Here is a 24266-nt window from a genome sequence, read left to right as displayed (position 1 = left end):
AGGGCATGGCAGTCACGGAAGAACCCTCGGATCCGACGGGCAATGGGGGCGGCACGGGTGCGGACCCGATGGAAGCCGCCACCGAAGCCACCCGCAGTCTGCGGGGACTGTCCCTGGAGCTGACCGCCCGGTTGCCGCAGCTGCTGGAGGCGATGCGTACGGTCGGCGCCGGGTTCGACCTGCATGTGACGCTCGACCGGATCGCGCAGACGGCGGCGGAGCTCGCCGATGCCCGGTACGCCGCGATCGGGATCATCGACGACGCAGGCGAGGGGCTTTCGGACTTCGTGACATACGGCGTGAGCCCGCAGGAGCGGCAACGGATCGCCGCGCTGCCCGACGGCCGCACGGGATTGCTCGGCGCGCTGATCCACGACCCGAAGCCGCTGCGGCTCGCCGATCTCGGCCAGGACGTGCGCTCCGCCGGGCTGCCGTCGGGGCACCCGCCGATGCGGACGTTCCTGGGCGTGCCGATCCGCGTCCAGGGCGAGATCTTCGGCAATCTCTATCTGACGGAGAAGCGCGGCGGTGGGGAGTTCAGCGAGGAGGACCTGCACATGGTGCGGGTGCTGGCCACCGAAGCGGGTATCGCCATCGGCAACGCTCGCGTCTACGCACTGACCCGGCAGCGCGAGCGGTGGATCGACGGTTCGGTCGCGGTGACCACCGAACTCCTCGCCGGCAGCGATGTGGACGACGCGCTCGCGGTCGTCGCGGAGCAGGCGCGCAAGCTGGCGGATTCCGCCGCCGGCATCGTGCTGCTGCCCGACGACGAAGGCGGCCTGGAGATCGTCGCCGTCTCGGCGGACGATCCCGCCGGGATCCTGGGGACGCGGATTCCGCCCGAAAGCCCGGTGACCGAGCAACTCCTGGCGGGGGAGCCGGTGTTCATGGACGATTCGGCCACCGACCCGCGCATGATCACGGCGATCGCGCCGCGCTTCGGTCCCAGCATGATGCTGCCGCTCAGGAGCGGCGGTCGGGTGCTCGGCACGCTCGCCACGCCCCGTCACCGAGGTGCCCGCCCCTTCACCGGTGCCGAACGGACCCTGGCCACCCAGTTCGCGGCCCAGGCGGCGCTGGCACTGGTGCTCGTCGACGCCCAGCGGGACCGGGAGCGGCTGGCCGTCTTCGAGGACCGCGACCGGATCGCCCGGGACCTGCACGACCTCGTCATCCAGCGGTTGTTCGCGACGGGGATGATGCTGGAGAGCGCCCAGCGCAAGGCCGTGGTCCCCGAGGTGAGCGAGGGCATCGGTACGGCCGTCGACGAGCTGGACATCACCATCCAGGAGATCCGTACCGCGATCTTCGCACTGCAACAGGGGCCTGCGGAGGCGCCGTCCGGGCTGCGGACCAGGGTGCTGCGGGAGGTCGGTACGGCCGCCGTACCGCTGGGCTTCCAGCCGTCGGCACACTTCGTCGGCCCGGTCGATTCCCGGGTCGGCGAGCTGACCGGGAAGAACCTCATCGCGGCGGTGCGCGAGGCGCTGTCGAACGCCTTCCGGCATGCGCAGGCCACCCGTATCGAGGTGACCGTGGATGCGACGGTCACCCTGCCGGACGGGACCGACGGTGTGCGGCTGTCGGTCGCCGACGACGGCATCGGCATCCCGGCCGGAGGCCGCCGCAGCGGCCTGAAGAACCTCGCCAGGCGTGCCGAGGCGCTCGGGGGATCGAGTGCGTACGGGCCCGGCCTGGGCGAGGGCGGGGCCGGGACGCGGGTGGTCTGGGAAGCCCCGCTCTGACGGGGCGTCCTGACGCGGCTGCAGGCGAGGCCGAGGCGATGGGCATGGGCTGGGTGCCTATTGGGCCGTTCGGGGCCTTGGTCGGCGCCGAGGAGTATTGAATCAGGCGATTCCGGGCGACTTCAGGCAATTATCGGTCTATGTGTTCATCTGCGTGGCGACACCCATGGTGGCGAAGACGGAGGTGTACCGAGGCCCGGCGCCGCGGGCGGCCCGGTGGTCCCGGCGGGCCAGGGCGCGGCCGTCCCGGCTGTCTCCGCCGCCTCCCCGGCCTCCTGCGCCGCCGGCGCATCCGGGGCCGTATGGCCGGAGCCTGCGCGATGTCCGCGCTGGGGGCACTCGCCCTGGTCGTGTCGATGGTCCTCGGCGCCGGCGCGCGCTTCTCCGGGGCATCCGCCGTCCCTGCCGGGCCTTACCGGGCCGACGGCCCGCTCGCTCCCACCGCGGACGCCTCGGGGGACACCGTTGTGCAGGCCGGTGGGCCGTTCTCCGGTCCACGCGCCCACCTCCAGGGCCGCGGACCGGTCGCTCCCGGCGGGGACCCCGCCACCGGCCCGCAGCACTCCGCCCCGAGCCAGGCGCCGCGCGGGCCCGCTGAGCGGCTGGCCGCCGTGAGCCTGGAGGTGATCCGGCTGGGCGAGGTGTCGCGGAGGGCGAGCCGCTCGTACACCGAGGGGCACCGCGCGGCGCGGGAGCAGCTGGCCGAGCGCGATCGGCTGCGGACCGCGCTGCTCAGGGAGCAGCGGCTGGTCGCGGCACTGCGCCGGTCGGCCGGTGCGATCGCGGGCGAGCAGTACCGCACCGGCAACATGATCGGGTACACGGTGCGTCAGGCGGCTGCCGAAGGGCGAAAGTCGCTGGCCTCGGTGCTCGCGGAGGCGGAGAAGCGGGAGGGGACGCTGGCCGCGCGGCTGCGTGGCGCGGGCCGGGAGAGCCGCGAGATGGCGTCGGACAGCGCGACGGCGACGTCCCGCATCGCCACCCTCACCGCCCGCAGCGCCCGGCTCCAGGAGGAGCGGACGTACGCCGACCGCGGACTGAGCACGGCGCGCGTCGAGTTGCAGCAGCTCGCTCAGGAGGCGTCGCTTGACGGGTCCTGCGGCAGGCTGCCGCGCGCGGTGTCCAATGCGGCGCGGGCCGTCGCCCCGGCGGCCGCACCGCGCGGACGCTGGACACGTCCGGTGGAGAGCTACGAACTCTCCGCGCCGTTCGGCGGCGAGGGCACCCGCTGGGCCGACGGCCATACGGGGCAGGATTTCGCGGTCCCCGTGGGGACTTCCGTAAGAGCCGTCGGAGGGGGCAGGGTCGCCAGCGTGACCTGCGGAGACGGCTTCGGGATCAGTCTGGTCCTGCGCCATCGCAACGGTCTGTACTCGCAGTACGCGCACCTGTCCGCGGCGATGGTGCGGCCCGGTCAGCGGGTGCGCCCCGGGGAGCGGATCGGGCTCTCGGGCAACACCGGCAACTCCACCGGCCCGCACCTGCACTTCGAGGTGCGGCGGACGCCCGGCCTGGGGTCGAGCGTGGATCCCGTGTCGTGGCTGCGGCGCCACGGGGTGCGGCTCTGAAGTGCGGGCCCGCGGTGGATCAGCGCGGGCCCGGGATACGGCCGAGGAGGCGTACGCCCGGCCGGTCCCCCACCCCTGGCGGGTCGTGCCGTGCGGGGCAGGCGCCTCGCCGGGGCTCAACGCCCTTGAACGATCCGCTCGATGACGGCGGCGACACCGTCGTCGTTGTTGGACTCCGTGCGGTGGTCGGTGGCCGCCAGGACGTCCGGATGGGCGTTGGCCATGGCGTACGCGGTCCCGGCCCAGGTGAGCATCTCTATGTCGTTGGGCATGTCGCCGAACGCGACGACCTCGGCGGGGGAGATACCGCGCTCCGCGCAGCAGCGGGCGAGGGTACCGGCCTTGCTGACGCCCGGACCGCTGATCTCCAGGAGGGCGGTGGGGCTGGACCGGGTGAAGGACGCCAGAGCGCCTGCTGCCGACCGGGCCAGCGTGAGGAAGGCGTCGGGGTCCATCTCGGGGTGGTGCGCGAGCAGCTTGAGGACGGGCTGGTCGGGGCCCGTGGTGGTGATGTGGCCCGCGAGGGTGTCGGTGCCGGAGACGCTGCTGACGACCACAGCGGCCACGCCGCCGTCGGCCGCGTCCGGCTCGCCGGCACTTTCGCGGCCGGGGGCGGTGAGGGGCTCCGCAATATCGTCGACACCCGTCGCCGCGGGGCCGGGCGCGGCGCCCGGTACGCCACCGAACGCGACGGCGGCGTCCTGAGCCGTGTCGCCCTCGCCCACGTCGATACCGGTCACCTCGGTGCCCGTCGCGACGATCCCGGGGGTCTCCGGGGCCGGCGGGGGTGCGAAGTCCTCGGCGAGGAGTTTCTCCGCCGGGGCGATGACCGCGGCCGGGTCGCGGTGGAACGGCGGGTAGTGCGGCTCGTAGTGGATGCCGCCGGTGCGCTCGACCGCGAAGGAGGTGCCGGGCGCGGCGCTGCGGAGGATGTCCACGACGTCGAGGGCGACCGCGCGCTCCAGCGGGCTGACCTCCACGATGCGGCGGCCGCGGTGCAGGTCGACGACGGCCGCGCCGTTGGCGCAGATCGCCAGGCCGTGGCCGTGCACATGGTCGCTGACCACGTCCATCCACCGGGCCGGGCGGCCGGTGACGAAGAAGACCTCGATGCCGGCCCGCTCCGCGGCGGCGAGCGCGGCGATCGTCCGGTCGGAGACCGTCTTGTCGTCGTGCAGCAGTGTGCCGTCGAGGTCGGTGGCGATCAGCCGGGGCGCAACGGCCGGCTCGGGCGCCCGGGGTGGTGTGGCAGCGGCATCAGTCACCGGGTCATCTTCCCGTACGCGCGTGCACAGGCGTGCGGTGGGGCGCGCGCATGAGCCTTCGGGGGCCGTGGCCGGTGGCCGCCGTGCCCGGGGCGCGGGGGGTGCCGTCCGGTGAGGGGACGGGGCGCGCCCGCGCCGCCGTAGGCTCGGAGGTATGCAACTGAGCACCGTGATCCTCCCCGTCCGCCGCTGGTCCGAAGGCGGAAGGGCGGTGTGGCAGCGCGCCGAGGAGCTGGGCTTCCACGCCGCGTACACCTACGACCACCTCTCCTGGCGGAGCTTTCGTGACCAGGTCTGGTTCGGCGCCGTACCGACGCTGACCGCGGCCGCGGCCGCCACCTCGCGGATGCGCCTGGGCACCCTCGTCACCTCCCCGAACTTCCGGCACCCGGTGACCCTCGCCAAGGAACTGATCTCGCTGGACGACATCAGCGGCGGCCGGATCACCCTCGGCATCGGTGCCGGCGGCAACGGCTTCGACGCCACCGCGCTCGGCCAGGAGCAGTGGTCGCCGCGGGAACGGGCGGACCGCTTCGCCGAGTTCGTGCCCCTGCTGGACAAGCTGCTGAGCCAGGACGTCGTCTCCCACGAGGGCACGCACTACTCCGCACACGAGGTGCGCAACATCCCCGGTTGCGTGCAGCGGCCCCGGCTGCCGTTCGCGGTGGCGGCAACCGGGCCGCGCGGTCTGAAGCTGGCGGCGCGCCACGGCCAGGCATGGGTGACGACGGGCGATCCCAAGGTCGTCGCCGAGGGCGGCACAGCGGCCGACTCCAGGAACGCCGTCCGCGGGCAGATCGAGCGGTTGGGCAAGGCGTGCGCGGAAATCGGCCGGGAGCCCGGCGAACTGCGCAAGATCATGCTGGCCGGCTTCACCGCGGACCGGCCGCTGGACTCGGTGGACGCCTTCGTCGACTTCGCGGGCTCCTACGCCGAGCTGGGCTTCGACGAGATCGTTCTGCACTGGCCGATCGCGGATTCGGTCTTCGAGGCCGATCTCGCGGTCTTCGAGCGGATCGCCACCGAGGGGACGGCGCAGCTGGCCGGCGAGTAGCCGCGCCCGCCGCGCCCGCTCGGCGGACCGCTCGCTCGCGAGGCGTGCGGCCGGGGCGCTCGGCGAGGCGCGCGGCCGGGTGAGCCGCCCGTCCGGCCCGGCACCCCGCCGGGACACCGCCCTGCAGCCCGCTGGCCTGGGCTTTATCCCATATATAGGACGTAAGAGGGAGAATTGGTGACAGCGGCGCAGTGTGCAGGGCGCGGCGCGCGGGTGAGCTGAACGCGCGAGCCGGGTCGGGCGCGCTGCGCGACATCGCGGCGCAGCGGAGGATGCCATGGCCCGGACCCGATTCGCCCCCGACCGCGGGCTGACCTCCCGCATGGTCACGACGATGTTCCTGATCGGGCTTTTGTACGTGGTGGTCGTCGGCGTACTGGTGGTGCTGCTCAAGGGCGCCTGGCTGATCATCCTGCTCATCGCGGGCGCGCTGTTCGTCGCGCAGTTCTGGTTCAGCGACCGCATCGCGGCGTTCAGCATGGGGGCGCGCGAGGTCACGCCCGAACAGGCCCCCGAGCTGCACGGCGCCGTCGACCGGCTCTGCGCGTTGGCGGACATGCCCAAGCCGAAGGTCGCCATCGCCGAGTCCGATGTGCCCAATGCCTTCGCGACCGGTCGCAACCAGAAGAACTCCATGGTGTGCGCCACGACCGGGCTGCTGCGGAGGCTGGAGCCGGAGGAACTGGAGGGCGTACTCGCCCACGAACTCTCACACGTCGCGCACCGCGACGTCGTGGTGATGACCATCGCGTCCTTCCTCGGCGTGCTGGCCGGGATCATCACCCGGGCCGCGCTGTGGAGCGGCGTCGGACGCGACAGCCGCGACCAGAACGCCGCAATCGCCGTCCTGATCGTCACCGCGGTCAGCGCGGTCGTCTACGCCATCAGCTTCCTGCTGACCCGGCTGCTGTCCCGCTACCGGGAGCTGTCCGCCGACCGGGCCGCCGCGATGCTGACCGGTCGTCCGTCGGCGCTGGGGTCCGCCCTGACGAAGGTCACCGGGCAGATGGCGCGGATCCCCACCCGGGATCTGCGCAAGGCCGAGCCGTTCAACGCGTTCTACTTCGCCCCCGCCTTCAGCAAGGAGGGCGTCAGCCGGCTGTTCTCCTCCCACCCGACGCTGGAACAGCGGCTCGACCAACTCGCGCGGATCGCGGCGCAGTTGGGACGGCCCTGAGGGCGCTCACCCTTCGCGCCGCGCCACCGGGCACGGCCGAACCACCGATCAAGGAGTACGTCGCGCATGGGATTCCTGGACGCCATCCTCGGCCGCAGCAAGCCGGTACGCCCCGACCTCGATCAGCTCTTCGCGCTGCCGTCCGCCGCCGTGACCCTGCAGGCCGCAGCCGGTTTCCTGCCCACCGGGCTGGGCTCGGTGTGCTTCGCGAGCGTCGAGGGCGGGGCCTTCTCGCGCATCCAGGAGGAGGCGCGGTCGCTGCTGGACGGTTCGGTGGAGTTCACCCAGGACGCGTACGGCTACACCTGGTTGCTCGTCCGCCATCCGCCGGAGGACATCGCGGGTCTGGTCAACGACCTGCACGCGGTCAACACATCCTTGGCGGAGTCCGGATTCGGCCCGCAGCTGCTGTGCTCACTGGTCGCCTTCCGCGACGACCGGCAGCGGCCACTGGCGCTGGTCTACCTCTACAAGCGCGGCACGTTCTATCCCTTCGCGCCGCACACCCAGGGTGGCGAGAAGCGTGACAACCCGCTGGAACTGCAGATGCGGGCGATGCTGGCGGACGATCTGACGGTCGAGAAGGATCTTGCGCGGTGGTTCCCGGTGTGGGGGGCTCCGGGGCTCTGAGCTGCGCCGTACGCAATTCGGATGCTCTCCGGCGTCCCGCGCGCCACCCTGGGAGCATGAACGTCCAGCGCTCCGTGCGCATTTCGAAGTATCTGGCGAAGCATCTTCGCCACGAGCCGGAACGGATCGGCCTCACGCTCGACGCCCAGGGCTGGGTGCCCGTGGCGGAGCTGATCGCGGCGGCCGGACGGCACGGCTTCCGCTTCACCCGGGCCGAGTTGGAGTCGGTGGTCGCCGACAACGACAAGCAGCGCTACGCCATCGAGGGCGACCGGATCCGCGCCAACCAGGGCCACTCCGTGAGCGTCGACCTCGGTCTGCCGCCGGTCGAACCGCCCGCCCATCTCTTCCACGGCACGGTCGCCCGCACCGTCGCGGCAATCCGGAGCGAGGGGCTGCGGCCGATGGCCCGGCACGCCGTGCACCTCTCGGCGGACCGGGAGACAGCGACGCGGGTGGGTGCCCGGCGCGGCCGGGCCGTGGTGCTGACGGTCGACGCGGGGGCGATGTACCGGGCGGGCCACGAGTTCCGGGTCAGCGCCAACGGCGTCTGGCTCACCGGTCGCGTACCGCCGGAATTCCTGCGCTTTCCCGGCTGAGGGGGAAAACGGGGGCTCCGGCGGGAGGGCTCGGGCATCGGCGCGGGACGGGCTCAGGAATCGGTGCCGGCCGCCGACGTCAGGGCATCCATCGTGCGAGCGTATACCTCGCGTTGCGCTGCAGCGGCGATGAAGGCAGCCGTGTTCTGCGCGCCCACGAGATCCCGCACGGCGCGCACGGCCTCGGCGGGCAGAACCACCGGCTCGGAGCCGGGCAGGGGCCCGGGGCCTTGAGCAGGAGTTTCCGCCGCTGAGCCCCCCACGCGATCCGGCCGATCCACTCGCGCCGCCGGTGCCGCTGTCGTGGGTCCGCTGTCGCCACGCGGTGCCCCGGGGCCCGCGGCCCCGACGCCCGCCGCTCCGCCCGCCGCTCCGCCCGCCGCTCCGCCCGGCGCTCCCCGAAAGTCCGGCGGGAGCCCCTCGATGAGGTGATGGCGCAGGTATCGGGCGGCCGATGTGCGCATGGCGCGGGCGAGTTCGGCGTCGACGGTCTGCTGGGCGAGGGGACGCAGTCGGCGGACGAGGGCGGCCGCCTCCACCGCTTCGGCTTCGGTGGGCGGATGGTCGAGGAACTGCTGGAAGACGTACTCGGTGGTGAAGTCCAGGAAGCGGGAGGCGATGTGCTCGACATGGCCGCGCAGCTCGCGCAGATGGCCGGAGATCGCGAGCAGGGGGACACCGGCGGAGTGCAGTTCGGCGGCGACCGCGAGTTCCTGCGGGCTCGGGACGCGGAATTCGTCGTCGTGGCCGGGAATGCGCTCCAGCACCCCCAGGGCGACGGCCTCGGACACCGCCGCGTCGTCGGACGTGCCGCCGAAGGTGGCGTCCAGCTCGGCACGGCTGATCCTGGACGCCTCCTCGTCGCTCCAGGGGCCGTCGATCTCGGCGACCAGGCCGAGGACCCCGCCGAGGCCGAGCCCGGCGTCCCAGGCTTCCAGCAGTTCCTTGATGCTGGCGAGGGTGTAGCCGCGGTCGAGCAGATCGGCGATCTGCCGGAGCCGTGCCAGGTGGGCATCGGCGTAGACATTGGCGCGGCCGCGCCGCTCCGGGCGGGGGAGCAGTCCGCGGTCCTGGTAGGCGCGAATGGTGCGGACCGTGGCGCCGCTGAGGTGGGCCAGGTCCTCGATGCGGTATTCGGCCGACGGCGGCTGCTCGGTCACTGCGATGCTCCTAACGGTGGGCCGCGTCGTACGAGACGGTGGGCAGCGTCCTGCGCGAGGGGCGCGTGGCCGCTGCCCCTGCCGTGGCCCGTACGGCGGGCGAGGAACGCCCGGACAGGCGACGGCCGTGCGCGGCGACCCTTCCTGTGAGGGATGGTACGACCGCCGCGGGTCCGGCCGTTTCGCCGCCACCGCCCCCGACATCTCCGAGCCCGGGGCCGCCCCGGGACGGGTGTGTGCCCGGCCCGGGGCCGCCGCGCTACAGCGGTGGCTCCATCCGGGCGAGGGCGCGCAGTGCTCGCGGGGTGAAGCGGGACATCAGGTGTGCGCCGCGGGCCTCGGGGGTCACGGGCACCACCGCCTGGTTGCGGACCACCGCGCGCAGGATGGCGTCGGCGACCTTCTCCGGCGGATAGTTGCGCATGCCGTACAGCCGCGCGGCCTTGGCCTGCCGGCGCTTCTCCTCGTCCGCCGAGACGCCGGTGAAGCGGGAGGTGGCGGTGATGTTGGTGTTGACCAGCCCGGGGCAGATGGCCGAGACGCCGATGCCCTGGCCGGCCAGCTCCGCGCGCAGACACTCACTGAGCATCAGTACCGCCGCCTTGGAGGTGCTGTAGGCGGGCAGGGCCCTGGACGGCTGGAAGGCCGCGGCCGAGGCGGTGTTGACGATATGGCCGCCCTGCCCGCGCTCCGCCATCCGCTTGCCGAAGATCCGGCAGCCGTGGATGACGCCCCACAGATTGACGTCCAGCACCTTCTTCCAGTCCTCGGCGGAGGTCGTCATGAAGGAGCCGGACAGCCCGATGCCGGCGTTGTTCACCAGGACGTCGACGGTGCCGTATTCGGCGTCGACCTTGTCGGCCAGCTTCTCCATGGCCGCCTCGTCCGAGACGTCGACGACCTCGCCCCAGGCCTGCGGGGCACCGATCAGCCGGGCCATGTCGGCGGTCCGCGCCGCGCCCTCCGCGTCGCGGTCGACGGCGATGATCCGTGCGCCGGCTTCCGCGAAGGCGAACGCCGTCGCCCGGCCGATGCCGCCCGCGGCGCCGGTGACCAGGACCAGCTGGCCGCCGAAGCGGTCGGCGTGCGGTCCCCTGGCCACGACCTGCTTCGCCGGGTCGCCCTCCTCCTTGGCCGTGACGAACTCGCCGATCCACGAGATCAGTTGGTCGGGCCTGGTGCGGGGCACCCAGTGCTTGGCCGGGAGGGTACGGCGCACCAACTGCGGTGCCCACTGCTCCAGGTCGTCGTAGAGCCGCTGGGAGAGGAACGCGTCGCCGGTCGGGGTGATGAGCTGGACCGGGCAGTGTGCGTAGGCGTCGGTGCGGGGGCGGCGCAGCCGGGCGCGGACGTTGTCGCGGTAGAGCCAGGCGCCGTGGGCGGCGTCCGTCGGCAGCGACGGTGTCGGATAGCCGTCGGCAGGCACTTTCTCCACCCGGCGCAGGATGTCGGGCCACCGCTTGCCGAGCGGGCCCTTCCAGGCCAGCTCGGGCAGTACGGGGGTGTGCAGCATGTAGACGTACCAGGATTTGGCGCCCTGGCCGAGGAGCTGGGCCGCGCGACGCGGTGTGGGGCGCGCCATCCGCTGCTTGATCCAGTGGCCGAAGTGGTCGAGCGAGGGGCCCGACATCGAGGTGAAGGACGCGATACGCCCCTCCGTGCGCCGGGCGGTGGCGAACTCCCAGCCCTGCACCGACCCCCAGTCGTGGCCCACGAGGTGGACCGGGCGGCCGGGGCTGACGGCGTCGGCGACGGCGAGGAAGTCGTCGGTCAGCTTCTCCAGGGTGAAGCCGCCGCGCAGCGGCCGTGGGGCGGTGGACCGGCCGCAGCCCCGGACGTCGTAGAGCACCACATGGAAGCGGTCCGCCAGGCCGCGGGCGACCTCGGACCACACTTCCTTGCTGTCCGGGTAGCCGTGCACCAGCATCACCGTCGGCGAGCCGGGATCACCCAGCTCGGCGACGCACAGCTCCACCCCACCGGTGGCGACCCGGCGCTCCCGGGCTCCGGAGAGACCGTTCACGGGCGCCCGCTCCTCGCCCCGCGCTCCACCCTGCTCACGACCCTGTTCACGTCCGGTGCTCATGCGGCCTTCTCCTCCTGCCAACGCCGCACATGCGGCAGATCGTCGTCCAGCCAAAAAGCGCTCTCCTGGGGGTCCTTGGAGTCGGTGACCACCAAGATCTCCTCGAACTTCGCCCCCGTGCCACGGAACCCGAGGTGGGGTTCCACCGCCCACAGTCCCGGCTGCGGCGGGTGGTCGGAGAAGGTGTACGGGCTCCACAGTGGGGACCAGCCGTCACGGTGGCCGTGCAGCGCGTCGGAGGCGAGGCCCTTGAGGGACTGGGTGCCGAAGCCGAAAAGGGTGGGTGACCAGCGACGTTCCCTGACCCGGTCGATCTTGTGCGCGATCACGCCGAAGGGGTAGGCGCGGTGGCGGTTGGCGTATCCCTGCCGCACCATCAGCCGCTCGACGTCCTCGTATATCTCGCGCAGCGGGCGCCGTTCGCGCACCTCGCGCAGGATCAGCTCGCGGTGCGCCTCCAGGTCGGCGAGCAGCCGGTCGTGCACGGGGTTGAGGCCGAGGCAGCCGGAGTAGCCGATATCGGCCGTGAAGCCCCGGTGGACCGGTGCCATGTCGAGGATGAAGGCCATCCCCGGCTCCAGCTCGCGGTGGGTGGGGAAGAACTGCAGGGGGACGCGGAAGTTCGCGAAGGCGGTGCGGTCGCCGAACCAGGCGAACGGCAGATGGAACCAGTCCCGCACCCCGCGCTCGCGCAGCCACTCGCGCTGCATCCGGGCCGCCGCGCGCTCGGTGACGCCGGGCTTGAGCTGGGCGGCCACCGCCTCGGCGCAGGCGTAGGCGAGGCGCTGGACCTCCCGGAATCCCCGTAGCTCGGCGGTGAGCTCGCCGGCTCCCGCCGAGGTCGCTGAAGTGCCTGAGGCCATCGCCAACCGTCCGTCCGTAAGCGGTTCATCGCGGTACGTGCCCGTAACTTGACACTGATGAATGTGACAATGACCGGCGGCTGCGTCAAGGGGGTGTGCACGGAGCGAGGCAGAGCACACCCGTCCCCGCTTCTCCATCCACAGGCCCCCCGCTCCGCGAGGCCGGACGCCTTCGCCTCCGCGCGGCCACCGCCCGGCGCGCGGAACCCCGAGTCCAGGGCCGTGCGAAGCATGATTCCCCTACGGGGCCGTAGTCCCGGAGAGGTAGGGACATCCAACCGTCAGGTCTGACGACGGATGTGGCGGTCGCCACTACCGTCGTTGCCGTGACTGTGATCGTGACCGAAAGCCTGAGCAAGCGGTTCCCGCGGGTTACCGCCTTGGACCGGCTCTCCGTTGACATCGCCCCCGGCGTGACCGGCCTGGTGGGTGCCAACGGCGCCGGCAAGTCCACTCTGATCAAGATTCTCCTGGGACTGGCCCCGGCCACCGAGGGGACCGCGCACGTCCTCGGCATGGACGTGACGAAGGACGGCGGCGCCATCCGCGAGCGGGTCGGCTACATGCCCGAGCACGACTGCCTGCCGCCGGACGTCTCGGCGACGGAGTTCGTCGTGCACATGGCCCGGATGTCCGGGCTGCCGCCCACCGCCGCGCGCGAGCGCACCGCCGACACCCTGCGCCACGTCGGCCTGTACGAGGAGCGCTACCGCCCCATCGGCGGCTACTCGACGGGCATGAAGCAGCGCGTGAAGCTGGCCCAGGCCCTCGTCCACGACCCGCAGCTGGTGTTCCTCGACGAGCCCACCAACGGTCTGGACCCGGCCGGCCGGGACGAGATGCTCGGCCTGATCCGGCGGGTCCACACCGACTTCGGGATATCGGTCCTGGTGACGTCCCATCTCCTCGGCGAGCTGGAGCGCACCTGCGACCACGTCGTGGTCATCGACGGCGGCAAGCTGCTGCGCTCCTCCTCCACCGACGAGTTCACGCAGGTCACGGCCTCGCTGGCGGTCGAGGTCACGGACAGCGAAGCGCATCCGGACGGCGCCGAGGCGCTGCGGGCGGCGCTGGTCGCGGCCGGTGCCGCGGTGACGACCGACGCGGCCGGCCCGGGGAGCGTCACCGCCGGCCACCTGCTGTACGTGGAGGCCGCGAACGAGGAGACCTACGACCTGGTACGCGACACCGTCGCCGGCCTCGGCCTCGGTCTGATCCGGATGGAACAGCGCAGGCACCACATCGCCGAGGTCTTCCACGACGCGGACGCCGCCGCAGCGGCCGCCGCCGAGGTGCCCGCGCAGCCCCACCCCGGCGCCCCGGGAGCAGCCCCCGCCGCGCCGGCGAATGCTCCGAGCGCCCCGCAGCCCACCAAGGACGGAGGCGCCCCCGATGTCGCCTGAGCCCACCACGTCCACTCCTGCCTCCGCGCCCGTCGCGCCGCAGGGAGCCGCCGCGGGTGCCTTCATCCACAACATCGGCTACCGCCACTACGACGGTCCCCGCCAGGGCCGCGCCTACGCCCGCCGCTCGCTCTTCTCGCAGAGCCTGCGCGGTGCCTACGGTCTCGGCCGCTCGGCCAGGACCAAGGTGCTGCCGATGCTGCTCTTCGCGGTGATGTGCCTGCCGGCCGGGATCATCGTCGCGGTGGCGGTGTTCACCAAGGCCGGCAGCCTCCCCGTCGACTACACCCGCTACGCCGTCTACCTCCAGGCCGTCATCGGCCTCTACCTGGCGGCCCAGGCGCCGCAGTCCGTCTCCCGAGACCTGCGCTTCAAGACCGTCCCGCTCTACTTCTCCCGCCCCATCGAACGCGTCGACTACGTCGCGGCGAAGTTCGCGGCCATGACCAGCGCGCTGTTCCTGCTCACCGCGGCTCCCCTGGTGGTCCTCTACGTAGGGGCGCTGCTGGCGAAGCTGGACTTCCTCGACCAGACCAAGGGCCTGGCCCAGGGCCTCGTCTCCGTCGCGCTGCTCTCGCTGCTGTTCGCCGGCATCGGTCTGGTCATCGCGGCCCTCACGCCGCGCCGCGGCTTCGGCGTCGCCGCCGTGATCGCCGTCCTGACGATCCCGTACGGCGCCGTGAGCGCGGTCCAGGGCATCGCCTCCGTCCAGGGCAACGAATCGGCCGTCGGCTGGCTCGGGTTGTTCTCCCCCATCACCCTCATCGACGGCGTGCAGTCCGCGCTCCTCGGCGGAACCAGCTCCTTCCCCAACGGTCTGGGGCCGTCCACCGGCGCCGGGTTCGTCTATCTCCTCGTCTCGCTGGCCGTCATCGCCGGCAGCTACGCCCTGCTGATGCGCCGCTACCGGAAGGCGGGTCTGTGACCGCTGCGACCGTGACCGTCCGCTCTGCGCGGGCCACCGCTGGGCGCTGCCCCCAGCCCACCACCACCCCTGGAAGGAAGGGGCTGCGGCCATGACCACCCTCCACATCGACCACGTCTCGCGCTGGTTCGGCAATGTCGTCGCCGTCAACGACATCACCATGACCATCGGCCCCGGTGTGACGGGCCTGCTCGGGCCCAACGGCGCCGGCAAGTCGACGCTGATCAACATGATGGGCGGCTTCCTCGCGCCCTCGGGTGGTTCCGTCACCCTCGACGGCGCCACCATCTGGCGCAACGCCGGGATCTACCGCAACCTCGGCATCGTCCCCGAACGCGAGGCGATGTACGACTTCCTCACCGGCCGCGAGTTCGTCCTGGCCAACGCCGAGTTGCACGGTCTCGGCCGCGCCGAGGCGGCCAGGGCACTGGCCACCGTGGCCATGGAGTACGCCCAGGACCGCAAGATCTCGACGTACAGCAAGGGCATGCGGCAGCGCGTGAAGATGGCTTCCGCGCTGGTGCACGACCCCTCGGTACTGCTGCTCGACGAGCCGTTCAACGGCATGGACCCGCGCCAGCGGATGCAGCTGATGGAACTGCTGCGGCGGATGGGGGACGAAGGCCGTACGGTCCTGTTCTCCTCGCACATCCTCGAAGAGGTCGAGCAACTGGCCTCGCACATCGAGGTGGTGGTGGCCGGACGGCACGCCGCGTCCGGTGACTTCCGCAAGATCCGGCGGCTGATGACGGACCGTCCGCACCGCTATCTCGTCCGGTCCGACAACGACCGGGCGCTGGCCGGGGCGCTGATCGCCGACCCTTCGACGTCCGGCATCGAGGTCGACGTCGTCGAGGGCGCGCTGCGGATCCAGGCCGTCGACTTCGGCCGCTTCACCGCTCTCCTGCCGCGGGTCGCCCGCGAGCACGGCATCCGCCTCCTGACGGTCTCGCCCTCCGACGAGTCGCTGGAATCCGTCTTCTCCTACCTCGTAGCGGCCTGAGGCCTGAAAGGAGCCTGACGCATGTCCACGACCTCCCCGACGGCCCCGTCGAATCCCCTGACCCCTCCGAAGTTCTCGCTGTTCAACCCGACCGTCGCCCGGCTCACCTACCGCGCGCTGCTCGGCCGGCGGCGGGCCGGGATCCTCTTCGCGCTGCCCGCCCTGCTCCTCGTCATCGCCCTCGCCATCCGCATGCTGGCCGGCGCCGACGACGCCACCGCGAGCGGCATCCTGGGCGGCTTCGCGCTCGGCACGATGGTGCCGCTGATCGGCGTCATCGCCGGCACGGGCGCCATCGGCCCGGAGATCGACGACGGCTCGGTGGTCTACCTGCTGGCCAAGCCGGTGCGACGGTCGACGATCATCTTCACCAAGCTGCTGGTCGCGATCGGCGTGACGGTGGTGTTCTCCGCCGTCCCGGTCCTGGTGGCGGGCTTCGTGCTGAACGGCAACAGCCAGCAGATCGCGGTGGCGTACGCCCTCGCCGCGGCCGTCGCCTCGATCGCCTACAGCGCCCTGTTCCTCTTCCTCGGCACGATCACTCGGCACGCCGTCGTCTTCGGCCTGGTCTACGCCCTGGTGTGGGAGGCCCTGTTCGGGAACCTCGTCCCCGGCGCGCGGACGCTCAGCGTCCAGCAGTGGGCGCTCGCGGTGGGGCAGCGGTTCGGTGCGGAGGGCGCGATCACCTCTGAGGTGCAACTGCCGCTCGCCATATGCCTCTTGGTGGCGGTCACGGGGCTCGCCACCTGGTACGCCGGTAACCGGCTGAAGGCACTGACCCTCGCGGGTGAGGAGTAGAGCGGTCGGCCAACGGTGAAGGAGTCCCGGCCAGGCAGCGAGCGGGAGGGATGAGGTGAGGCGTACCGCGCCCCGCCTCACCCCTCCTGCTCGCCGCTCCCGCTCTGCTGCTGTGCGTTGAACTCCCGGACGTTGCGGAGGTGTTCTTCGTAGTCGGCGGTGAAGCGGGTGTCGCCCGGCTTGACGGTCACGAAGTACAGCCAGTCACCGGCCGGGGGAGAGCCCGCCGCCTTCAGCGCGTCCGCCCCGGGGCTGTCGATCGGGGTGGGCGGCAGGCCCTGCTGCTTGTAGGTGTTGTACGGGCTGTCGGTCTTGGTGTCGGAGTGTGTGGTGTTGAGCGTGCTGCGGCCCAGCGCGTAGTTGATCGTCGAGTCCATCTGCAGCGGCATCTTCTTGGCGAGCCGGTTGTCGATGACCCGGGCGACCTTGCCCATGTCGTCCGGCCGGTCCGCCTCGGCCTGCACGATGCTGGCGATCACGACGGTCCGGTAGGAGGCGATGCCGTCCGCGGCGAGCCGGTCATGAGCGGTGTCGACCATGTACGAGAGCAGCGAGGCCGGTGTGGTGTCCGACCGGATCGGATACGTGGCCGGGAAGAGGTAGCCCTCCGGATTGCCCTTCGCCTCGGCCGGCAGCTTGAGCCGCGAGGTCCCGGCCGCCTTCGCGGTGGTGCCCTCGGCCACATGGAGGGCCTTGTCCGCGGCGGCGTAGATCTGCTTGGCCCGCATGCCCTCCGGGACGGTGAGCGTCTCCGCCCGCTCCGGCCCCCCGCTCAGCAACCGGGGCACGAGGAGTACGGCGAGGACGCCGAGGACGGCCAGGACACACAGCCCGGCGACAAGAAGAAGCCGGCCGGTGCGGGAGTTCCGCTTACGTGGCCGGCGAACGGTGCGCTCAACGTCGCTCATGAGGGCACCGTAAGCCAGTACGCGGTCGGACGGGATGCCCTCCCCCCTGATCACCTCAGAGGACGAGCGGCCGGGGGCGGCACCGCGGAGCCGGACGGGGAGGGCTCCGGTGCGGAGACCTCAGCCTGTGTCCCCGATCCGGCGGTCGCGCCCCGCGCCGATGCCCAGGAGGGCGAGTCCGGCGCAGACGCCGAGGAGGACCAGGAGGGGGACGGTCCAGCCGCCGGTCGCCTGGTGTACCGCGCCGAGGGCGAGCGGGCCGACCGCGGCGAGGAGATAGCCGCCGGTCTGGGACATCCCGGAGAGCCGGGCCGCGGTGTGCGCGTCGCCGGACCGCAGCACCATCATCGTCAGCGCCAGTCCCAGCGCGCCACCCTGCCCGATGCCGAGCAGCGCGGCCCACAGCCAGGCGCCGGCCACCGGCGCCACCAGCAGTCCCGCGACGCCGCAGGCCATCAGCGAGGAGACGGTGACGCCCAGCAGCCGCTGGCGGCGCATCCGGCCCGCGAGCATCGGCACCACGAACGAACCGGCCATCTGCACCAGCGTGCTGAAGGCGAAGACCAGACCGGCTTCGCCCTTGGCCATGCCGTGGTCGGTGAGGATCGTCGGCATCCAGGCGATGGTCACGTACGCGATCAGCGACTGCGACCCCATGAAGAGCGTGACCTGCCAGGCCAGCGGGGAACGGCTCAGCTTCGGTCCGCTCCCGGCCGCCTGCGCGGGAGCGTTGCCGTGCCGGCTGTGACCCGGCCCGCCGGCGCGCGCGGCACTCCGGCCGCGGCGGCTGAGCACGGTCTGCGGGATCCAGACGAGCGCCGCGACGGCGGCCAGCAGCGACCAGGAGACGAGCGAACCCTGCCAGGCGCCAAGGGCGCTCTCCAGCGGGACGGCGGTCGCGGCGGAGACGGTCGCGCCGAGGATCATCGCGGTGGAGTACAGCGCCGTCATGCCGGCGGCCCGGTCGGGGAAGTCGCGCTTGATCAGGCCCGGCATCAGCACGTTCAGCAGGGCTATGGAGGTGCCGACCACCGCACAGCCCGCGAACAGCGCGACGACGGGCGGGGCGATGCGCAGCACGATGCCGCCGCACAGCAGCATCAGCGCCCCGCACAGCACAGCCTCGGTGCCCCAGCGGTGGGCCAGCTTCGGCGCGGCGATCGAGCCAAGGCCCATGAAGATCAGCGGAATCGTCGTCACCAGGCTGCTGGTGGTCGCGGTGAGGTGGAAGTGCGCACCGATCTCACCGAGCAGCGGCGAGACGCCGGCGAGCGCGGCCCGCATGTTGAGCGCCGCGAGGACGATCCCGGCGAGGAGGAGGGCCGGGTGCGCCCGCAACCGACGGCGGACCGCGGCGGCCTCAGGCGGTGAGGTCGTCTCCTCCTCCGCGTCGATCAAGGGTGTTTCGAACCTGGGCCCTGACATGCGTGCGTACCTCGCCAATCGATTGCTGTGTGTGGGAGCCGTCCGGCCGTGTGCCGGCACGACGGGCAGCTGCTGCGCGCTGCGGGGGGGGAAGCGAAGGGTGCCCGGGCCTCCGCGCGCGGCTCGGCTGCGGCCTTGGACTCAGTCGTCGGCGAGCAGGGCCTCCACGGCCCGTTTCGGCTTGTCCAGTAGCTCGCGCGTGGCCCGTTCCGCGGCCTCGGGGTCGCCCGCCGCGATGGCGTCCATGACGGCGCGGTGGTCACCGTGCACGACCTTCGGCATCGCCTGGTCGTCGAGCGCGCTGACCAGCGCCTCGCGTACGGAACTGCTGAACCAGCCGTATGTCGCGGTGAGCGCGGTGTTGTGCGCGGCCTCCACGACGGCCCTGTGGAAGGCGATGTCATGGTCGGCGTAGAGCTCGAGGCTGCCGGAGGCGGGTTGCCCCGCGGCGTCCGCCAGCTGGGCCTGGGCGTCCAGGGCCGCCCGCATCCGCTCCAGGTCCGCGGGTTCGTGCCGCAGCGCCGCCAGCCGGGCGGCCTCCGCCTCCAGCGCGATCCGCAGCTCCAGGACGTCGCGGATACCGGCCCGCTGGACGCCGCGCATGATGTCGCCGGGGTCGGCGGCGGACACCACGAAGGTGCCCTCGCCCTGGCGTGAGCGCAGCATCCCGGCGTGCACCAGGACCCGGATCGCTTCCCGGACGGTGTTCCGGCCGACCTGGAGCTGTTCGGCGAGGGCGTGTTCGGTGGGGATGCGCGCCCCTACCTTCCACTCGCCGGCGGCCAGCTGGGACCGCAGGGTCTCGACGACGGTGTCCACCAGGGACTGCCGCCCCGCTGCCTGCAATGCCATGCCGTCCGGCCGCCTCTCTGTCCGTGTTCGCACCGCTGCGATCCCTGCGGGGCCGCGCGTCCAGTTGACCGGTCATCCTACAACTGATGCATTCAGCGTACACGCAAGAGGGGAGGGGGCTGAAGGCCGCACTCCGCGGCTGCCTTCGGCCCCCTCCCACCGCCCCGTTTCCCGCTACAGCCCGATGTCCCGCTCCTGGATGTCGGCCAGGGACTCGCGGCGGACAAGGAGGCGCGCGTGGCCCGCGGTGACGGCGACGACCGGTGGGCGCCCCACGAGGTTGTAGCCGGAGGCCATGGAGAGGTGGTACGCGCCGGCGACGGGGACGGCGAGCAGGTCACCGGGCCGGATGTCGCCGGGAAGCGCGACGTCGGAGGCGAGGATGTCGCCCGCTTCGCAGTGCCGCCCGACCACGGTGACCGGTTCGGGCGCGGCCGAGCTGCGCCGGCCGACCAGCAGGGGCGCGTAGCGCACCCCGTACAGCGCGGGCCGGGGGTTGTCGCTCATGCCGCCGTCCACCGCCACGAACCGGTGTGCGCCGGTCTGCTTGACGGCCAGCACCCGGTAGAGGGCGACGCCCGCGGGTCCCGCGATCGCGCGGCCCGGCTCGATGGCGAGCCGGGGTATCGGCAGTCCGGCCGCCGCGCAGCCGCGGGCCAATTCGGCCCGCACCCTCGTGCCGAGGCAGGCGAGGTCGAGTGCGGGCTCGCCGGGGCGGTAGGCGATGCCGTGGCCGCCGCCCAGATCCAGTTCCGGCAGTGTGCGGCCGTGCTGATCGCGGATCCGGGCGAGCAGGCCGACCAGCCGTCGTACAGCCGACAGGTACGGCTTGACGGTGGTGATCTGCGAGCCCAAGTGGCAGTGCAGTCCGACGAGTTCCAGGCTTCTCTGGCCGAGCACCCGGGCGATGGCGTGCCGGGCGGAACCGTCGGTGAGCGACAGACCGAACTTCTGGTCGTCGGTTCCGGTACGGATCTTGGCGTGGCCGCCCGCGGCGATCCCGGGCACGACCCGGATCAGCACCTTCTGCCGGCTCCCCACCGGGACGAGAGCGGCGAGCCGGGCGATCTCCGAGGTGCTGTCGATGACGATCCGGCCGACGCCGAGCCGGAGCGCCGTCCGCAGGTCGGCCGGGCTCTTGGCATTGCCGTGCAGCAGGATCCGCTCGGCGGGGAAGCCCGTGGAGACGGCCAGCTCCAGCTCTCCGGCGGAGCAGACGTCGAGTCCGAGGCCCTCCTGCTGGACCCAGTTCGCCATGCCGCGGCAGAGGAACGCCTTCGCCGCGTAGAAGACATCGGCTTCGGGGAATGCCCGCAGATAGGCACGGCAGCGGAGCCGCACCTCCCCCTCGTCCAGGACGTAGGCGGGGGTGCCGAAGCGTTCGGCCAGGTGGGTGAGGGGGACGCCGCCGACGGAGATGTCGCCTTCGGCGAGCGGCAGCGCGGAGGCCGGCCAGACGGACAGCGGCACGCTCTCGGCCGGGGCCGGCGCGTCGGGCTCGGCCGCCCGCGGCCCGGGGACCACGACCGGCCGGGTGGACGCCGGGCGGCCGGCGGCCGGTGGCGCGGTGGCCGAAGGGACGTCCGGAGCGGTGGTCGGCCCGTCGGCCGAAGGGGCAGGTGCAGGCGAGGCGTTGGCCTGGGGCAGCGTGGGGTGAGTCATGGTGTGACTGCTCCCTCAGACGGCCCGTAGGTGTTGCCGCGGCGCGGCTTCAGGGCGGAACCGGGGGTCGACGGTCACCGTCGCCACTCCGACCGGCTCGGCCAGCGCGCGCAGCGCGGACACGGAGAGCCTGATCCAGGGCTGGCCGCCGCCGAGCGCAGCGGCCAGCCGCTGGGGCGAGGTGAAACCGACGGCGGTACGGCCACCGAGCGGCGTCCGGAACAGGCGGGCCGTGCAGCCCGCGGGGCCCGACCGGACGGGAACGAACAGGGGCCCGGCCGGGAGGCGTTCGGCAGGCTCGGGATCTTCCGCGTACAGGATGTGGGACACGGCGATGCTCCTCGCAGAGGACAGTGGCCCCGGCCGGAGGGAAGGGTGTGCCGGGGCTCGATACTGACGCTATGCCCGCGAAACCCGCCGTCCTTCGTCCGCTGACGCGTCATTGACGCCGAACGGCCGGGACTTGACGCGATGCTGCCGCGCGGTGGCCGACGGGTGGCCCCTGTGCGGCCCCCGGACGGACACCGGGCCATTGCCGGGCATCCCAAGGCACCCTCAGGAAAAGGGAGTTGGCGTGCCTCCGGTGTGACCACCGAAGTGCTCAAGGTGCGCCGTGCCCCTGGAGGTCAGGCTGTCGTGCTCTCGGCGGGGGTGGCGCAGGGGTAGAGCCGCTCCAGGACGTGTGCGATGCCGTCCTCTTCGTGGGAGGCGGTGATCTCGTCCGCGACGGCCTTGAGTTCGTCATGGGCATTGGCCATCGCCACGCCGTACGCGGCCCAGGCGAACATCGAGATGTCGTTGGGCATGTCGCCGAACGCCAGGGTCTCCTTGGCCGTGATGCCCAGGCGGCGGGCGGCGAGCGACAGTCCGGTGGCCTTCGTCAGGCCCAGCGGCAGAAGCTCGACGATGCCCTCGCCGGACACCGTCACGCCCACCAGGTCCCCGGCGATCTCGCGCGCGACCCCGGCGAGGGCGTCGTCGTCGAGGGTCGGGTGCTGGAGGTAGACCTTGTTGAGCGGCGCAGCCCACAGTTCGCCCGGGTCGTCGATCATGACGTTCGGCAGCGGGCCCTCCTGGATGCGGTAGCCGGGGGCCACCAGCACCTCGCCCTCCAGGCCGTCCCGGCTCGCGGCCAGCAGCAGTGGGCCGGTCTCCGCCTCGATCTTGGACAGTGCGAGTCCGGCCAGCTGCCGGTCCAGCGTCACCGATGTCAGCAGCCGGTGCTCACCGGCGTGGTAGACCTGCGCGCCCTGACCGCACACCGCGAGCCCGTGGTAGTCCAGGCTGTCGAGGATGTGCCGGGTCCAGGGGACCGAGCGCCCGGTGACGACGATGTGTGCCGCGCCCGCCGCGGTGGCCGCGGCGAGCGCGTTGCGGGTGCGCTCGGAGATGGTCTCGTCGCGCCGCAGCAGCGTCCCGTCGAGATCCGTCGCGATGAGCTTGTACGGCAGGGCCCGAGGGGCGGGCACCGTGGAACCTGCGGGGGTCACTTGGAGACGGGCTCCAGGATCTCCCGGCCGCCCAGGTAGGGGCGGAGCATCTCGGGGACGCGCACCGAGCCGTCGGGCAGCTGGTGGTTCTCGAAGATCGCCACGATGGTGCGGGGGACGGCGCAGAGCGTGCCGTTGAGGGTGGCCAGCGGCGAGACCCGCTGCTTGCCCTCGACGTTCTCCCGCATCCGCACCGACAGCCGACGGGCCTGGAACTCGTCGCAGTTCGAGGCCGAGGTCAGCTCGCGGTACTTGCCCTGGGTCGGGATCCATGCCTCGCAGTCGAACTTGCGGGAGGCCGAGGAGCCGAGGTCGCCGGTGGCGACATCGATCACCTGGAACGGCAGCTCAAGGCCGGTCAGCCACTGCTTCTCCCAGTCCAGCAGCCGCTGGTGCTCCGCCTGCGCGTCGTCCGGCGCGACGTAGGAGAACATCTCGACCTTGTCGAACTGGTGGACACGGAAGATGCCGCGGGTGTCCTTGCCGTAGGTGCCGGCCTCGCGGCGGAAGCACGGCGAGAAACCGGCGTAGCGCAGCGGCAGCTTGGCCGCGTCGACGATCTCGTCCATGTGGTACGCGGCGAGCGGGACCTCGGAGGTGCCGACCAGGTAGTAGTCGTCCTTCTCCAGGTGGTAGACGTTCTCCGCGGCCTGGCCGAGGAAGCCGGTGCCCTCCATGGCGCGCGGACGCACCAGGGCCGGGGTCAGCATGGGCGTGAAGCCGGCCTCGGTGGCCTGCGCGATGGCGGCGTTGACGAGCGCGAGCTCCAGCAGCGCGCCGATGCCGGTGAGGTAGTAGAAGCGCGAACCGGAGACCTTGGCGCCGCGCTCGACGTCGATCGCGCCGAGCAGTTCGCCGATCTCCAGGTGGTCCTTGGGCGTGAAGCCCTCGGCCGAGAAGTCGCGCGGTGTGCCGACGGTTTCGAGGACGGTGAAGTCCTCCTCGCCGCCGATCGGCACGTCCGGGTGGACGAGGTTGCCGAGCTTGAGCAGCAGTGCCTGCGTCTCGTCCTTGGCCTCGTCCTGTGCGGCGTCGGCGGCCTTGACGGCGGCGGACAGCTCGCCGGCCTTCTTCAGCAGCTCGGCCTTCTCGTCACCGGAGGCCTTGGGGATGAGCTTGCCGAGCGACTTCTGCTCGGCGCGCAGCTCGTCGAAGCGGACGCTGGACGACCTGCGCCGCTCGTCGGCGGAGAGAAGCGCGTCGACGAGTGCGACGTCCTCTCCACGGGCGCGCTGGGAGGCGCGCACACGGTCGGGGTCCTCACGGAGCAGGCGAAGGTCAATCACCCCACCAGGCTACCGGGGCCGGGCCCCGGCCCTCGACGCCATATTCCCCTGCGTTCCGCTTTGTCCGGTTTGGGGAATTTTATTCCCCGAGGGGTGCGGGGTGAAATGTGGGAAAGGATCATCTCCGGAGCCGCTCGGAAAACCGTCGCTGAATTCGCGGGCATTCGCCGGTATGGGGCATTCGCGGAGTGCGTGGCGAGTGATCCACCGGTCGGGGGCGGGGAGTTGGGCCGGTGGCCGGACGGGTCGGCCTCCTCGGTTTTCCACAGGGGTCGGGGGTTGGGGGATTCTTATCCACAGGCTGTGTGTGAGATCTGTGGAAGTCGGAACTGATCATTCCGACCCTCGAATGCTCGACTGTGGA

Annotated in this window: 21 protein-coding genes; 10 read left to right on the top strand and 11 right to left on the bottom strand. The window is 72.1% G+C overall.

What is annotated here, in order from left to right; translation table 11 throughout:
* The first annotated feature begins 68 nt into the window (after window positions 1-68).
* Window positions 69-1748, top strand: a complete 1680-nt coding sequence (locus ACGFZW_RS12180) for a GAF domain-containing sensor histidine kinase (protein WP_393893270.1) — start codon at window positions 69-71, stop codon at window positions 1746-1748.
* Between the two features lie 320 nt (window positions 1749-2068).
* Window positions 2069-3316 (top strand): peptidoglycan DD-metalloendopeptidase family protein, encoded by a 1248-nt coding sequence (locus tag ACGFZW_RS12175; protein ID WP_393892987.1) that lies wholly within the window; start codon window positions 2069-2071, stop codon window positions 3314-3316.
* Window positions 3317-3432: 116 nt separating this feature from the next.
* Here ACGFZW_RS12175 and ACGFZW_RS12170 read toward each other — a convergent pair whose 3' ends face one another.
* On the bottom strand, window positions 3433-4581 hold the full coding sequence (locus tag ACGFZW_RS12170; protein ID WP_393892986.1) for an HAD hydrolase family protein: 1149 nt from the start codon (window positions 4579-4581) through the stop codon (window positions 3433-3435).
* Between the two features lie 154 nt (window positions 4582-4735).
* On the opposite strand from ACGFZW_RS12170, the gene ACGFZW_RS12165 reads away from it, so the two are divergent.
* The 4 genes from ACGFZW_RS12165 to ACGFZW_RS12150 all read left to right on the top strand — a co-directional run bounded on the left by ACGFZW_RS12165 (window position 4736) and on the right by ACGFZW_RS12150 (window position 8041).
* Window positions 4736-5635, top strand: a complete 900-nt coding sequence (locus tag ACGFZW_RS12165) for an LLM class flavin-dependent oxidoreductase (RefSeq protein ID WP_393892985.1) — start codon at window positions 4736-4738, stop codon at window positions 5633-5635.
* Window positions 5636-5912: 277 nt separating this feature from the next.
* On the top strand, window positions 5913-6812 hold the full coding sequence (gene htpX / locus ACGFZW_RS12160; protein ID WP_393892984.1) for a zinc metalloprotease HtpX: 900 nt from the start codon (window positions 5913-5915) through the stop codon (window positions 6810-6812).
* A gap of 66 nt (window positions 6813-6878) precedes the next feature.
* Window positions 6879-7442, top strand: a complete 564-nt coding sequence (locus ACGFZW_RS12155; RefSeq protein WP_393892983.1) for a hypothetical protein — start codon at window positions 6879-6881, stop codon at window positions 7440-7442.
* A 56-nt stretch (window positions 7443-7498) separates the two neighbouring features.
* Window positions 7499-8041 (top strand): RNA 2'-phosphotransferase, encoded by a 543-nt coding sequence (locus ACGFZW_RS12150; protein ID WP_393892982.1) that lies wholly within the window; start codon window positions 7499-7501, stop codon window positions 8039-8041.
* 53 nt (window positions 8042-8094) lie between these two features.
* Here the strand turns inward: ACGFZW_RS12150 and ACGFZW_RS12145 are convergent, their stop codons facing one another.
* The 3 genes from ACGFZW_RS12145 to ACGFZW_RS12135 form a co-directional block, all read right to left on the bottom strand.
* The gene (locus ACGFZW_RS12145) at window positions 8095-9201 is read right to left on the bottom strand and encodes a MerR family transcriptional regulator (protein ID WP_393892981.1); all 1107 of its coding nucleotides are present in this window, start codon (window positions 9199-9201) and stop codon (window positions 8095-8097) included.
* 259 nt (window positions 9202-9460) lie between these two features.
* Window positions 9461-11287: an SDR family oxidoreductase gene (locus tag ACGFZW_RS12140; RefSeq protein ID WP_393892980.1), complete on the bottom strand. Its 1827-nt coding sequence runs from the start codon at window positions 11285-11287 to the stop codon at window positions 9461-9463.
* Window positions 11284-12150: a M24 family metallopeptidase gene (locus ACGFZW_RS12135; protein ID WP_393892979.1), complete on the bottom strand. Its 867-nt coding sequence runs from the start codon at window positions 12148-12150 to the stop codon at window positions 11284-11286. Before ACGFZW_RS12135 ends, ACGFZW_RS12140 begins: the two co-directional genes overlap by 4 nt.
* 332 nt (window positions 12151-12482) lie before the next feature.
* Between ACGFZW_RS12135 and ACGFZW_RS12130 the strand changes: the two genes are divergently transcribed.
* The 4 genes from ACGFZW_RS12130 (at window position 12483) to ACGFZW_RS12115 (ending at window position 16279) form a co-directional block, all read left to right on the top strand.
* Window positions 12483-13553 (top strand): ABC transporter ATP-binding protein, encoded by a 1071-nt coding sequence (locus ACGFZW_RS12130; protein ID WP_393893269.1) that lies wholly within the window; start codon window positions 12483-12485, stop codon window positions 13551-13553.
* Complete coding sequence (locus ACGFZW_RS12125; protein ID WP_393892978.1) at window positions 13543-14478, top strand: ABC transporter permease subunit; 936 nt, start codon at window positions 13543-13545, stop codon at window positions 14476-14478. The genes ACGFZW_RS12130 and ACGFZW_RS12125 overlap by 11 nt, the downstream gene beginning before the upstream one ends.
* A 91-nt stretch (window positions 14479-14569) precedes the next feature.
* Complete coding sequence (locus tag ACGFZW_RS12120) at window positions 14570-15481, top strand: ABC transporter ATP-binding protein (protein WP_393892977.1); 912 nt, start codon at window positions 14570-14572, stop codon at window positions 15479-15481.
* A 78-nt stretch (window positions 15482-15559) separates the two neighbouring features.
* Window positions 15560-16279, top strand: a complete 720-nt coding sequence (locus tag ACGFZW_RS12115; RefSeq protein WP_393893268.1) for an ABC transporter permease subunit — start codon at window positions 15560-15562, stop codon at window positions 16277-16279.
* 77 nt (window positions 16280-16356) lie between these two features.
* Here ACGFZW_RS12115 and mltG read toward each other — a convergent pair whose 3' ends face one another.
* The 7 genes from mltG to serS form a co-directional block, all read right to left on the bottom strand.
* A complete protein-coding gene (mltG, locus tag ACGFZW_RS12110; RefSeq protein WP_393892976.1) occupies window positions 16357-17187 on the bottom strand; it encodes an endolytic transglycosylase MltG in 831 nt (276 codons plus the stop codon).
* A 120-nt stretch (window positions 17188-17307) separates the two neighbouring features.
* Window positions 17308-18612, bottom strand: a complete 1305-nt coding sequence (locus ACGFZW_RS12105) for a CynX/NimT family MFS transporter (protein WP_393892975.1) — start codon at window positions 18610-18612, stop codon at window positions 17308-17310.
* 141 nt (window positions 18613-18753) lie between these two features.
* On the bottom strand, window positions 18754-19464 hold the full coding sequence (locus ACGFZW_RS12100; protein WP_393892974.1) for a FadR/GntR family transcriptional regulator: 711 nt from the start codon (window positions 19462-19464) through the stop codon (window positions 18754-18756).
* Window positions 19465-19638: 174 nt separating this feature from the next.
* On the bottom strand, window positions 19639-21126 hold the full coding sequence (lysA, locus tag ACGFZW_RS12095) for a diaminopimelate decarboxylase (RefSeq protein WP_393892973.1): 1488 nt from the start codon (window positions 21124-21126) through the stop codon (window positions 19639-19641).
* Between the two features lie 15 nt (window positions 21127-21141).
* Window positions 21142-21456, bottom strand: a complete 315-nt coding sequence (locus ACGFZW_RS12090) for an SAV_915 family protein (protein ID WP_393892972.1) — start codon at window positions 21454-21456, stop codon at window positions 21142-21144.
* Window positions 21457-21752: 296 nt separating this feature from the next.
* A complete protein-coding gene (locus ACGFZW_RS12085) occupies window positions 21753-22616 on the bottom strand; it encodes an HAD family hydrolase (RefSeq protein WP_393892971.1) in 864 nt (287 codons plus the stop codon).
* Complete coding sequence (serS, locus tag ACGFZW_RS12080; protein ID WP_393892970.1) at window positions 22613-23902, bottom strand: serine--tRNA ligase; 1290 nt, start codon at window positions 23900-23902, stop codon at window positions 22613-22615. The genes ACGFZW_RS12085 and serS overlap by 4 nt, the downstream gene beginning before the upstream one ends.
* Between the last annotated feature and the right edge of the window lie 364 nt (window positions 23903-24266).

Origin of the sequence: Streptomyces sp. NPDC048248, from assembly GCF_043201875.1 — a bacterium.
Taxonomy (GTDB): Bacteria; Actinomycetota; Actinomycetes; order Streptomycetales; family Streptomycetaceae; genus Streptomyces.
Note: the sequence above shows the minus strand (reverse complement) of the source record. Positions and strands in the feature narration are given on the sequence as shown.

What these genes read in the sequence shown, in the direction of transcription:
- ACGFZW_RS12180 (WP_393893270.1), top strand. Translation starts at nt 69, where the DNA reads ATGGAAGCCGCCACCGAAGCCACCCGCAGTCTGCGGGGACTGTCCCTG.
- ACGFZW_RS12175 (WP_393892987.1), top strand. Translation starts at nt 2,069, where the DNA reads ATGTCCGCGCTGGGGGCACTCGCCCTGGTCGTGTCGATGGTCCTCGGC.
- ACGFZW_RS12165 (WP_393892985.1), top strand. Translation starts at nt 4,736, where the DNA reads ATGCAACTGAGCACCGTGATCCTCCCCGTCCGCCGCTGGTCCGAAGGC.
- htpX (WP_393892984.1), top strand. Translation starts at nt 5,913, where the DNA reads ATGGCCCGGACCCGATTCGCCCCCGACCGCGGGCTGACCTCCCGCATG.
- ACGFZW_RS12155 (WP_393892983.1), top strand. Translation starts at nt 6,879, where the DNA reads ATGGGATTCCTGGACGCCATCCTCGGCCGCAGCAAGCCGGTACGCCCC.
- ACGFZW_RS12150 (WP_393892982.1), top strand. Translation starts at nt 7,499, where the DNA reads ATGAACGTCCAGCGCTCCGTGCGCATTTCGAAGTATCTGGCGAAGCAT.
- ACGFZW_RS12140 (WP_393892980.1), bottom strand. Translation starts at nt 11,287, where the DNA reads ATGAGCACCGGACGTGAACAGGGTCGTGAGCAGGGTGGAGCGCGGGGC.
- ACGFZW_RS12135 (WP_393892979.1), bottom strand. Translation starts at nt 12,150, where the DNA reads ATGGCCTCAGGCACTTCAGCGACCTCGGCGGGAGCCGGCGAGCTCACC.
- ACGFZW_RS12125 (WP_393892978.1), top strand. Translation starts at nt 13,543, where the DNA reads ATGTCGCCTGAGCCCACCACGTCCACTCCTGCCTCCGCGCCCGTCGCG.
- ACGFZW_RS12120 (WP_393892977.1), top strand. Translation starts at nt 14,570, where the DNA reads ATGACCACCCTCCACATCGACCACGTCTCGCGCTGGTTCGGCAATGTC.
- mltG (WP_393892976.1), bottom strand. Translation starts at nt 17,187, where the DNA reads ATGAGCGACGTTGAGCGCACCGTTCGCCGGCCACGTAAGCGGAACTCC.
- ACGFZW_RS12105 (WP_393892975.1), bottom strand. Translation starts at nt 18,612, where the DNA reads ATGTCAGGGCCCAGGTTCGAAACACCCTTGATCGACGCGGAGGAGGAG.
- ACGFZW_RS12100 (WP_393892974.1), bottom strand. Translation starts at nt 19,464, where the DNA reads ATGGCATTGCAGGCAGCGGGGCGGCAGTCCCTGGTGGACACCGTCGTC.
- lysA (WP_393892973.1), bottom strand. Translation starts at nt 21,126, where the DNA reads ATGACTCACCCCACGCTGCCCCAGGCCAACGCCTCGCCTGCACCTGCC.